A 10,052-nucleotide genomic window follows, 5' to 3' on the forward strand; every position below is an offset into this window, starting at 1 on the left:
CCTTTTCGGGGCGATTGGGGTCTAAAAAATATTCCCCAATATGGGTTTTAATGGCTTGACGACTTTCCCGTTTTGGGGAAGGCTATGGGGCAGAGGAGAAATCCGATGCCAAACCCAGCACCACGACGTGACCCCGAAACCGACGACCTGGCCGGACTGCTGTCCGACCTCGGAAAGCTGCTCTTCGCTTTCCTGATCTTCCCGGCGAGCTGGCTGGTTCTGTCCGCTTGCGTCGCCGACGCGATCAAAGGTGGGTTTTGATGGCCCGCGTCACCAAGATCAGCGAGAGCGTGCTCGCCGTGCTGAGCGCTGCCAGCTTCGACGGTCCCCGCATGACGCTAGCCGGTGCCCTGGACCGCAAGCTCTATGCCGACACCGCGAAGGTGATCGAGGCCGCCGGCGGAAAGTGGAACCGTGCCGCGAAAGCCCACGTGTTCCCGGAAGGCGATGCCGCCGACCAGGTCGAGCCCATCATTCTGACCGGTGAGATCGTGCGACCGCAGGACATGGGGCAATTCGACTCGCCACCGACCGTGGTCCAACGAGTGGTCGAGCTCGCCGACATCAACCGCGGCATGTCCGTCCTCGAGCCAAGTGCCGGCATAGGGAACCTAGCCCATGCTGCTGACGCTTGTGGTGGCAAAGTCACAGCCTTCGAAGTTGATGAAAAGCGAGCTGCAAAGCTTGGCAATTTCGTTGTCCACGTTGCTGATTTTTTGACCATCGAGCCGACGGCCTCGTTCAACCGCGTCGTTATGAACCCACCGTTTGCTCCGGCGCAGGCGGACATCGACCACGTTCTCCATGCCCTGCAGTTCCTGAAACCGGACGGCCGCTTGGTGTCCGTGATGTCGGCGGGCGTCATGTTTCGCAGCAGTGCCAAGACAATCGGCTTCCGGGCGCTCGTTGACCATAGAGGCGGTACGATCTCTAGGCTGCCCGAGGGCTCGTTCCGCGCCAGTGGCACCGACGTCAACACCTGTATCGTGGTGATCCCAGGGGAGGCGGCATGAACGCGCCCTCGATCATCCCCAGTCTCGACGATCTCCGCAGCAGCCTCGAACTCGCCGAACGCGCTGAGGCCTGCGCCGACATGATCGACGACTTCCAGCGGCGCGCCGTCGAGCTGCCTGCAGCGAAACGCCGCGTCACCGAGCTGCGTGACCAAATCTCCCGCCTCGAGGAAACGTTCTGATGAGCGAGCTCGCCGATCTCTCGCATGTATCCGATAGCCAGCTTCGCGCCTGGGCAGATTTCCGGGTGATCTCGTCGGCCCGCTACGTCGATGAGATGGCCAGGCGCGGAAAGGTCTATTCCCAGATCGAGGCGCCCCCGCTCGATTACGAACTCGCTACCGATCTCGATCTCGAGCTTGAACTCGACTTTCCCGAGCTCGCGATCGCTGATGCCGACGACTGCCCACCCTTCGAAGCCCAATCGATGTTTTCAGTCATCGGCTGGCTCAGTCTGGGCGCCGGCGCCGTCGTTGTCGCCGCCTTGTTTGCGGTCGCGTTGTCATGACGGCCGCCCCAGAGATGACCCCGCGGCTTTCGGACCAGCAGCTCCACGAGCTCGCCGACGACGCCTTCACCATCCTCAATTGGGCGAAGCGCCAGCGCTTCAACAAGGATCGCCAAGTCGAAGAGCTGATCCGAACCTTCGAGGTCCGCCTCGGATACCGCGCGCCCGTCATCGGCGAGGCGAAGCCATGATCCAGATCACCATCTTCGCGCTGACGATGCCGCCGTCCCCGATGTTCGAGCAGAAATTCGCCGATCCGGTCGACGCCGATCGGTACGAGGCCTTCTGGCGCCGGCTCGGCCAGTGCCATATCCGCCGGCAGGTGCGGCCATGATCGACATCGCCCCGACCACAGAAGTCGAGACCAGGAAACGCGATCTCGCGATTGCAGCTGCATCGCAGGCGGCCGACGCGCTGGCCGAGTTGCTGCGCTACGCCCGTGAAGGCGACGGCTCTATGTCTGGCCCTTTCGGTACTGATGTTGTCGAGCAGTTGCTCGACGCGGCGAAGATGGCGGCCGAAATCGAAGGCTGGCCCAACCGCGATGAAGAACGCGACCAGGTCTATGGGGCGCTCGTCAAGTTTCTTGAAGGGTGGGCGTGATGGAGAGCCCGTTCACCCGCTTCACCGACAGCGAAGTCCGCGACATGCTGCACAGCGCTGGGCTGCCGGCGGCGCTCGACGCCGCCAATGTCGCTAGCCTTGGCCTTACCCGTATCATGACGCAGCGCCAGCGCGTGCTGGCAGCTTTCGCTGACAACCCTGACGTCGATGCGATCTTTGCAGCATTGGGCCGGCAGGTGCCGAAATCCAGCATTAGGTCCTACCTCTGCCGCGCGGTTCCGAACGGCGAATGGCGGCAGCGCAACAAGCGCGGATCGGGCAGGGCGGCATGACCATCCAGATAATCCGCCCCGCGGATCGCTCGGCCTGGCTTGCTGCCCGTGGCGTTGACGTCACCGCCAGCGTCGCCGGCACGCTCTTCGGTGTCGATCCCTACCGGACCCCATACGAACTCTGGGCCGAAAAGACCGGCCGGCTTTCTCCCGACGAGGAGGAAAGCGAGGCGATGGAACGCGGCAACCTCATGGAGCCTGTCGTCGTCGAGATGGTCAGGAAGCGGTACCCGGAATGGACCGTCACCTATGAGAACGACCGCGCCTATTACCGCGACCCCGAACGTCGGATCGGGGCGACACCAGATGCCTTTCTTGTCAGGCCGGATCGCTTCGGCACCGGCAACATGCAGATCAAGACGGTTTCTCAGGATGCCTTCGAGAAGTACTGGCTGGATCCTGATAGCGGCGAAGTGGTGCCGCCGCTCTGGATCGCGGTTCAGACCATCACCGAGGCGCAGCTGACCGGTTGCCCATGGGCATGCGTCGCGCTTGTTGTCCTGACCGTGCGCGGCACCCTGAAGCTGCACGTCATCGATATCCCGATCGTTCTCAAGCTCTGGAACCGCCTCGTCGAGAAGGTCGGGATGTTCTGGGCGATGGTCAACAGCGGCCAGGAACCGGAGCCGGACTGGCAGCGCGACGGGCCCGTGGTGCTCGACATCTACCGCAACAGCATGCCGGAACGCCGGGATCTCACCGATCGTCAGGATATCGATGAACTCGTCGGCATCTACGTCGACGCGAAAGCAAAGGTGGCTGAGAACGCCGCCGTCGCGGATCGGATCCGGCCCCAGATCATCTACGCCCTCGGCACCGCCGAGATCGGCCAGACCGTGAACTGGCAGATCACCGCCCGATCCTCGGTACGTACCGGAGATTTCGGCGAACCGATCAAGACGCGCGTGCTGCGCGTCAAACCACAGGAGATCCATAGTGGAAGTTTATGACGCCCCATCCATCGCCGGGCCAGGGCACAACCTTGCCTCGGTTACCGACATCCTGAAAGACCGGTTCGTTGGGCTCATCGACGAGGTCGAGGACCTCGCCAACCAAGCGAACGCGGCACGCGATGCCCTCGGGACCCCGCCCACGGTCACAACCGACGAACAGCGCGACCAGCTGACCAAGCTCGGCCTCGATGCCCACAAGCTCGGGAAACGGCTCGATGAGACCAAGCTGGCGACAACGAAGCCGCTGCGCGATGAGGTCGCCGAAACGAACGGCTTCTTCCAGACGCTTGCCACCCGTCCGGACAAGATCAAGACCGCGTTCCAACAGCTGGTCGGTACCTACGATGAGGCCAAACGCGCCGAGGAACGCCGCAAGGCCGCCGAGGTGGCCGAACAGGCCCGCCAGGAGGCGCAGCGCAAGCTCGAAGAAGCGGCGGCATCCAGCCACGGCGTGATGAGCGATGTCGTGCTGAAGGAAGCGTCGGACGCCGAGCACCGCGCCGCAGTGCTCGAGAACGCAGCGTTGTCCGCCGGCAGCGGCCCGACGCGGACCGAAGGCGGCACGATCAGCCGTGTGACGAAGTGGGATTTCCGCATCGTCGAAGCCGCCAAGATCGATCTCAACAAGCTGCGCGCCCATTTCTCGATCACCGACATCGAGAAGGCAGTCCGTGCCCACGTCCGCGCCAACCGCGATACCGCACCGATCGCCGGCGTCGAGATCTTCCCAGATACCAAAACCCAGTTCCGCGGCTGATCGAGCCCCGGCAATAGGAGACCAATGCGATGAACACCCCAACGCGTACGCCGGCGCACGACCGCGAAACCGGTGAAATCGTTCAGCCCGGGAATCTGCCAGCCAGCTACCAGGCCGGCAATCAGAGCCTTGCGGTCCAACTCGCGATGGCCGAGCTCAATCAGGACGTCGTCACGGCGAGGTCATTTCCGCGCTCCGTCTCCACGGTGATGCGCAACATTACCGAGCTCGTCATGCTGGACGAGCAGACCGCGAAGGAATGCGTGTATGCGGTGCCGCGCGACGGCAAGACCATTCGCGGTCCCAGCATCAGGCTCGCCGAGATCATCGCCAGTCAGTGGGGCAACTGCCACTGCGCTTCCCGTGTCGTTCATATCGACCGGATCGAAAAGTACGTCGAATCCGAAGGCATCTTTCACGACCTCGAAACGGGCTTGAAGCGGACGGCAAGGACGCGCAAGGCGATCGCGAAGCGTGATGGTGGTGTCTACAGCCTCGACATGGTCATGACCGCCGGCAATGCGGCGGCCTCAATCGGCATGCGCGAGGCGATCCTCAAAGGCGTCCCGAAAGCGGTCTGGCGGCAGGCCTACGAGCATGCCGAGAAGGTCATCCGTGGAGATGTTACCACCTTGGCGGAGCGCCGCGGTGACGCAATGAAAGCGCTGCTCGGTCTCGGTGTAACAGCCGAACGTGTCTTCGCCGCGATCAACGTTGCTGGCCTCGAAGAGATCGGTCTCGATGAATTGGCCGACCTCTTCACGATGTACCAGGGCGTCAAAAATGGCGACACGAACGTCGACGAGGTGTTCCCGTCTCCGAAGCAGAAGGGTGATGAGCCTGCGACTCTGAAAGGCAAGCTGGACAAGCTCGCCGGCGACGATGTCGACAAGAACAAGAATGCCGCCGATGCGGCCAAGAAATCGGAGGCTGGTTCGTCCCCCGCCGCCTCCGACAAGCCCGGTAAGGCTGGCCCTGCGGCCACCGGGCAGCAGCCGTCGTCCGACTCCTCCCCCGAGTCGGACGACGGCGATCTCATCGCGGATGCCAACCGCAAGGGCCGCGCCGCCTATCGCAAGAACATGAACCGCAAGGCCAATCCGTTCAGGGAAGGTGCGGAACGTGACGCCTGGCTGGCCGGCTACAATGACGAAGCCGCCAAAGATGGCGACAACAGCCCCGAACCTGGTTCGGAGGACTGATCGATGTCCCAGACCTCACGGTTTGGCCTCGGGCTCCCAGAGGCCACGGAAACGGGCAGCATCGAGTACGTCCGTGCTGTTCTCGATCCCCAGATCGACGAGCTGCAGAACCAGCTCGACCTCCTGCAGGGTGTCCGTCGCGCGATCGCGGGAACATTCGGGATCGATCGGCGAGGGGACGAGGCCGGTAAGTTCGGCCAGCTCGCCGACGCCGCAAAACGCGCCGAATACGAAGGTGGCGGCGAACGCAGTTCCGATGCCGAAGGCCGTCTGGTCCCCCGAGGTCGTGTCGAACGGCCGAGGATCGCATCATGAGTGCCGCGGTTGTGACGTTCCGCGTCCACTTCAAGGATGGCCTCTCCATCGATTTCGACGCCGCTGATGCCAAGGCCGCGCGGGCCGAGGCCGAGAAACAGCACCCCGCTCTCATCAGGAAGATCAAGGTCGTGAGGGAAAAATGACCCAGGAAATCGAAGCGGTCAGCATCGACACTTATCGCGCCGGGATGCGTCAGCTGATGTCAGCGGCGGGGCCGGGCACCATACCGAATATGACCAAAGATGGCGTCGTCGATGTTCCCTATGCCGCCGGCGACCTGCTTTTGGCCAACGAGCAAGGCAATCTGATCTGCGGGCCTGTCAGCGTGCCAGGCGCCATCGATCTAGCCGAACGGATCCTCGAAGGCGAACAGCGCGCGATTACGCATCCCCTGACGCTTTTCACCCTCGCAATGGCGCTGGCCGGCTTCCGGATCGAGCTCGATCCGGAGGCGGCTGTCATCGACATGCACCAATCACCGGAGCCCGACCCCAAATGAAGTACGCTGTCATCGATACAGAAACAAACGGCCTCTTTCGTTTCAAGGATGCCGCCGGCGTTCCGGTCCCCGCCGACGATCCGTCTCAGCCACGTCTTGCCCATCTCGGCATCATCCTGGTCGACGAGCAGCTCCGGGAAGAGCGTGCCATTGATCTGTACGTCCGGCCCGACGGCTGGAAGATGGAGCCCGACGCGTTTGCGGTAAACGGGCTCACCGACGAGTTCCTTGCCGAGAACGGCGCCGATGTTCTCGACGTCCTCGACCAGTATGTCCGGGTCATCGACGCCGGCTACGTCATCGTCGCCTTCAATGCCCAGTTCGACTGCAAGCAAATGCGCGGCGAACTCCGCCGTGCCGGCCTCGATGACAGGTTCGAGCAGACCCCGAACATCTGCGTCATGCGCGCCTCGACGGCGCTGAAGATCAAGAAGGCCTCCGGCAAAGGCGGTTTCCCTTCGCTATCTGATGTCTGCGCCCATTTCGGCATCGATCATAAAGCCGTCCATACCGCCGGCGGCGACGCACGTGCCGCCCTCGAGATCTTCCGTCGGCTTCACGCCGCCGGCGCGCTACCCACCGCACGCGTTCACTACTCGAAGACGCCGCCGCTGCATGCCACGGAACCGCCGGAAGGTCTGTCCGGAAAACAAGCGTCGATCGTCATCGTCGACGAAGTCGAAGCCTCGGTTCCAGAGCGCTTCTGATGAGGCTCTCAGCAATCATCGTACGGCTCGCCGAACTCGGCATCAAGTTGCCGGTCCAGACCCATGTCGACGACAGCACCACGATCGCGGATGCCGACGGCAGTGAAATCTGTGTCATCGATCCCAACCACCAGCGCGACGACAGCACGGTCTTCGAGATCACTGCCCTCCTCGTCGGACTCATAAATGTGGCTTCGACGCCGGTTGCCAAGACGAGCTTAGACCCGTCCGACATCGGCGCCGAGGCCGTCGATATTGCCAACGAGCTTGGGGCGGTACTCCAAGGCAGGAACACAGCCGCTTGCTTCATCGCTCTCTCGATGGTGCTCGGTGCCTCGGCGGCCATGGCTGAGCGCCCGGACTTCGACGGCATGATGAAACGGATCGAGACCGGCGCCCGCGACAGCTTCCTTCGCACCATGCGGGAGCAAGGCCGTGGATAAGCCGAAAATCGACATTCTCGATATGCCTGAGAACCCGACGCCGACAGAGCTAGGCGCTTGGGCGGCCTCGCTGGACGATCTCCCCCACACATTCAGCCTGGGGTTGGTCCGGGAGATGTTCAAGGAACGGCGAGCCGCTCGTCTCCGCGAGGTCGCGGCGTCTGGAGGGGCAAATGGCTGAGCCATTCACCCTGATCCGCGTCGTCGATACCGAAACCACTGGCATCGATGATCCCTGCGAGATGGTCGAGGTCGGCTGGACCGATGTTCGCCTGTTCCCAACCGGCTGGGAGATCGAACGCGGTCCCCAAAGCGTCCTCGTCAATCCTGGTATGGCGATCTCGTTTCCGGCGATGGCCGTCCATCACATCACGGATGAGCAGGCCGCGAGCGGGATATCGCCGTCCCAGGCGAAGCAGCATGTCCGCGCCGGCGCCGATATCTTGTGCGCCCACAACTCGGCCTTCGATAGCCGCTTCATCGGAACCGATCGGCCGTGGATCTGCACTTTCAAGGCGGCACGGACAGCCTGGCCGGATATGCAATCCCATGGCAACAGCTCGATCCGGTACGAGCGGGGCCTCTGCCTCGGTGATGACCGCAGCCAGCCGTCGCACCGCGCCGGCCCCGATACCTGGGTGACTGCCCACATCCTGCTCGACCTCCTCAAGATCTATCAACCCGAAACCCTGATCGAGATGACGGGGAGGCCGGTCACCTTGATCAAGGTCGGATTTGGCGAGCACTTCGGAAAGCGCTGGTCCGACGTTCCAGACAAATACCTCGATTGGATCCTGAACAAGTCGAGCATGCCGTCGGATCCGAACCGCGAGGACGACGTCCACACCGCGCGTCTTGAGGTCAGCAAGCGCGCCGCAAAGGCCTCGACATCATCGGCGCCGACATCGGCGGCGTCCACTCACGATCCCGATGCCTGGCGTAAAGAAATGGAGCGGTTCTGATGGGCTACTTTCTCGCAGTCGCGTTGTCGTCGTTCTGGTCGTTCCTCGGTACCCTGATCATCCTGCTGATCGTCTTCATCGTGATCATGGGGCTGTTGGGCGTTGTCCTCCGGACCCGCAGTCAGCGCCGGAGCATGACCGAGACCGACATCATCAAGATCGTCCGTGGAGGTTTCGACGTCGGCAAGTTCGACGCCCAGATATCGCGCTTGATCAAGCGCAACCAACAGCGCGGGGGACGAGATGGCTGACTTTCGTCAGTGGTCGCCCCAGCAGGCATCCGCGCTCGATGCGGTGGCGCGTTGGTACGGCAGCGGCCTCGATCGCAAGCAAGTCTTCCGCGTCTTCGGTTACGCCGGCACCGGGAAAACCACGCTGGCGCGTTACTTCGCCGATGGTCTCAAGGGTGCCGTCCATTACGCCGCTTACACCGGCAAGGCCGCAATGGTGATGCGCAAGAACGGTTGCCGCGGTGCGATGACGATCCACGCCACGATCTACAACGTCGACTTCAATCCGGAGACCGGCGTCAAGAAATTCGTTGTGAAGGATGTCGACGACCTCGGTGATGCCGCTCTGTTTGTCATCGACGAATGCTCGATGGTCGACGAGGAGATCGGCAAGGATCTGCTGTCGTTTGGTGTCCCTATTCTGGTTCTCGGGGATCCGGCGCAGTTGCCACCGGTCAAGGGTGGCGGATTCTTCACCGAGGCCGATCCCGATGTGATGCTGACCGAGATCCATCGTCAGGCCGCCGAGAATCCTATCGTCCAGATGGCGACTACGATCCGCGAAGGTGGCCGACTCCAGTACGGCATCTATGGTGTCAGCTGCGTGATCTGTCGTGCCGATCTTACCCAGGACGACGTCATAGAAGCCGACCAGTTGCTGGTTGGTCTGAACAAAACCCGATCCGCCTACAATTTCCGGATGCGCGTTCTCCATGGCCGCACCGGCCCCATGCCGGAGGTCGGCGATCAACTGGTCTGTCTGAAGAACGACCGCGAAAAGGGCCTATTCAACGGCGGCCTCTGGAAGGTCGAGGAACTACTGAAGCTCCGGAAAGGCCATCTCAACGACCACTGCATCCGGATGCACGTCGCCTCGCTCGACTTCGAGAAGTCGCCACCAGTCGAGATCAAGGTCCGGAAAGAGTTCTTCGAGGGCGCCGGAAACGAGATCCCATGGAAGGAACTCAACGGCACCCAGCAGTTCGACTACGGCTACGCACTCACTGTGCACAAGGCCCAGGGCTCCCAGTGGGAGACCGTCTGCCTGTTCGACGAGAGCGCCTCCTTTCAATCCGACCGCGCGCGCTGGCTCTACACAGGCCTGACGCGTGCGGCCGAGAAAATCACGGTGGTGATGTGATGCTGCTCGGTTCCTTCCACGACGCCTCAAAGATCCGGCACCACGAGGCCGCCCAGTGGGTAGCCAATGCCATCGAGCAGCTCCGGCGCGATGCCCAAGTGAAGGCGGCGCGAACCGCGGCGCTCGACTACGAACTCTACCAGACCCTTGCCAATATCCCCCGTCCATACAAGGCGCCGGCGCTGGAGCTCATCGAGCGCGTCGCGGCCTGGCACCGCGTATCCGTTGGGGACATCAAGTCGCCGGCGAGGTCGCGGTACATCATCGAGGCCCGTTTCGATGCCATCGCAGCGGTCAAGATCGCCTATCCGAAGATCAGCCTGCCTAAGCTCGGACAGATGTTCTGCCGCGACAACTCCACCATTTTGCACGCGCTCCGGGTGAGGGGGATTTCATGTTCGAGACGATGACCTCTGCCGCCGC

General features: G+C 62.5%; 20 protein-coding genes. All 20 read left to right on the forward strand.

Features of this window, described 5'->3' with window-relative positions; genetic code table 11:
- The first annotated feature begins 105 nt into the window (after window positions 1-105).
- The 20 genes from IHE39_RS28025 (at window position 106) to IHE39_RS28120 (ending at window position 10,039) form a co-directional block, all read left to right on the forward strand.
- Window positions 106-261: a hypothetical protein gene (locus tag IHE39_RS28025; protein WP_192568821.1), complete on the forward strand. Its 156-nt coding sequence runs from the start codon at window positions 106-108 to the stop codon at window positions 259-261.
- Window positions 261-1,013 carry an N-6 DNA methylase gene (locus IHE39_RS28030; protein WP_192568822.1) on the forward strand — a complete coding sequence of 251 codons (753 nt, stop codon included), beginning with the start codon at window positions 261-263 and terminating at the stop codon, window positions 1,011-1,013. Before IHE39_RS28025 ends, IHE39_RS28030 begins: the two co-directional genes overlap by 1 nt.
- Window positions 1,010-1,195: a hypothetical protein gene (locus IHE39_RS28035; protein WP_192568823.1), complete on the forward strand. Its 186-nt coding sequence runs from the start codon at window positions 1,010-1,012 to the stop codon at window positions 1,193-1,195. Before IHE39_RS28030 ends, IHE39_RS28035 begins: the two co-directional genes overlap by 4 nt.
- Complete coding sequence (locus IHE39_RS28040; protein WP_192568824.1) at window positions 1,195-1,521, forward strand: hypothetical protein; 327 nt, start codon at window positions 1,195-1,197, stop codon at window positions 1,519-1,521. Before IHE39_RS28035 ends, IHE39_RS28040 begins: the two co-directional genes overlap by 1 nt.
- Window positions 1,518-1,712 (forward strand): hypothetical protein, encoded by a 195-nt coding sequence (locus IHE39_RS28045; protein WP_192568825.1) that lies wholly within the window; start codon window positions 1,518-1,520, stop codon window positions 1,710-1,712. The genes IHE39_RS28040 and IHE39_RS28045 overlap by 4 nt, the downstream gene beginning before the upstream one ends.
- Window positions 1,709-1,855 (forward strand): hypothetical protein, encoded by a 147-nt coding sequence (locus IHE39_RS28050; protein ID WP_192568826.1) that lies wholly within the window; start codon window positions 1,709-1,711, stop codon window positions 1,853-1,855. Before IHE39_RS28045 ends, IHE39_RS28050 begins: the two co-directional genes overlap by 4 nt.
- A complete protein-coding gene (locus tag IHE39_RS28055; protein ID WP_192568827.1) occupies window positions 1,852-2,124 on the forward strand; it encodes a hypothetical protein in 273 nt (90 codons plus the stop codon). The genes IHE39_RS28050 and IHE39_RS28055 overlap by 4 nt, the downstream gene beginning before the upstream one ends.
- Window positions 2,121-2,417, forward strand: coding sequence for a hypothetical protein (locus IHE39_RS28060; RefSeq protein ID WP_192568828.1), 297 nt, complete (start codon window positions 2,121-2,123; stop codon window positions 2,415-2,417). Before IHE39_RS28055 ends, IHE39_RS28060 begins: the two co-directional genes overlap by 4 nt.
- Window positions 2,414-3,367: a YqaJ viral recombinase family nuclease gene (locus tag IHE39_RS28065; RefSeq protein ID WP_192568829.1), complete on the forward strand. Its 954-nt coding sequence runs from the start codon at window positions 2,414-2,416 to the stop codon at window positions 3,365-3,367. Before IHE39_RS28060 ends, IHE39_RS28065 begins: the two co-directional genes overlap by 4 nt.
- The gene (locus IHE39_RS28070; protein WP_192568830.1) at window positions 3,354-4,127 is read left to right on the forward strand and encodes a hypothetical protein; all 774 of its coding nucleotides are present in this window, start codon (window positions 3,354-3,356) and stop codon (window positions 4,125-4,127) included. The genes IHE39_RS28065 and IHE39_RS28070 overlap by 14 nt, the downstream gene beginning before the upstream one ends.
- Before the next feature lie 29 nt (window positions 4,128-4,156).
- The gene (locus IHE39_RS28075) at window positions 4,157-5,329 is read left to right on the forward strand and encodes a hypothetical protein (protein ID WP_192568831.1); all 1,173 of its coding nucleotides are present in this window, start codon (window positions 4,157-4,159) and stop codon (window positions 5,327-5,329) included.
- 3 nt (window positions 5,330-5,332) lie between these two features.
- Entirely contained in the window at window positions 5,333-5,644 is a 312-nt protein-coding gene (locus IHE39_RS28080) for a hypothetical protein (protein WP_192568832.1), read from the forward strand.
- Entirely contained in the window at window positions 5,641-5,790 is a 150-nt protein-coding gene (locus IHE39_RS28085; protein WP_192568833.1) for a hypothetical protein, read from the forward strand. Before IHE39_RS28080 ends, IHE39_RS28085 begins: the two co-directional genes overlap by 4 nt.
- Window positions 5,787-6,146 carry a hypothetical protein gene (locus tag IHE39_RS28090; protein WP_192568834.1) on the forward strand — a complete coding sequence of 120 codons (360 nt, stop codon included), beginning with the start codon at window positions 5,787-5,789 and terminating at the stop codon, window positions 6,144-6,146. The genes IHE39_RS28085 and IHE39_RS28090 overlap by 4 nt, the downstream gene beginning before the upstream one ends.
- The gene (locus IHE39_RS28095) at window positions 6,143-6,853 is read left to right on the forward strand and encodes a 3'-5' exonuclease (RefSeq protein WP_192568835.1); all 711 of its coding nucleotides are present in this window, start codon (window positions 6,143-6,145) and stop codon (window positions 6,851-6,853) included. The genes IHE39_RS28090 and IHE39_RS28095 overlap by 4 nt, the downstream gene beginning before the upstream one ends.
- On the forward strand, window positions 6,853-7,296 hold the full coding sequence (locus IHE39_RS28100) for a hypothetical protein (RefSeq protein WP_192568836.1): 444 nt from the start codon (window positions 6,853-6,855) through the stop codon (window positions 7,294-7,296). Before IHE39_RS28095 ends, IHE39_RS28100 begins: the two co-directional genes overlap by 1 nt.
- Before the next feature lie 242 nt (window positions 7,297-7,538).
- A complete protein-coding gene (locus IHE39_RS28105; protein WP_192568837.1) occupies window positions 7,539-8,258 on the forward strand; it encodes a hypothetical protein in 720 nt (239 codons plus the stop codon).
- The gene (locus tag IHE39_RS28110) at window positions 8,258-8,509 is read left to right on the forward strand and encodes a hypothetical protein (protein ID WP_192568838.1); all 252 of its coding nucleotides are present in this window, start codon (window positions 8,258-8,260) and stop codon (window positions 8,507-8,509) included. The genes IHE39_RS28105 and IHE39_RS28110 overlap by 1 nt, the downstream gene beginning before the upstream one ends.
- Window positions 8,502-9,629 carry an ATP-dependent DNA helicase gene (locus IHE39_RS28115; protein WP_192568839.1) on the forward strand — a complete coding sequence of 376 codons (1,128 nt, stop codon included), beginning with the start codon at window positions 8,502-8,504 and terminating at the stop codon, window positions 9,627-9,629. The genes IHE39_RS28110 and IHE39_RS28115 overlap by 8 nt, the downstream gene beginning before the upstream one ends.
- Window positions 9,629-10,039 carry a helix-turn-helix domain-containing protein gene (locus IHE39_RS28120; protein WP_192568840.1) on the forward strand — a complete coding sequence of 137 codons (411 nt, stop codon included), beginning with the start codon at window positions 9,629-9,631 and terminating at the stop codon, window positions 10,037-10,039. The genes IHE39_RS28115 and IHE39_RS28120 overlap by 1 nt, the downstream gene beginning before the upstream one ends.
- Window positions 10,040-10,052: the final 13 nt, after the last annotated feature.

Origin of the sequence: Aminobacter carboxidus (genome assembly GCF_014863355.1) — a bacterium.
GTDB classification, from domain to species: domain Bacteria; phylum Pseudomonadota; class Alphaproteobacteria; order Rhizobiales; family Rhizobiaceae; genus Aminobacter; species Aminobacter carboxidus.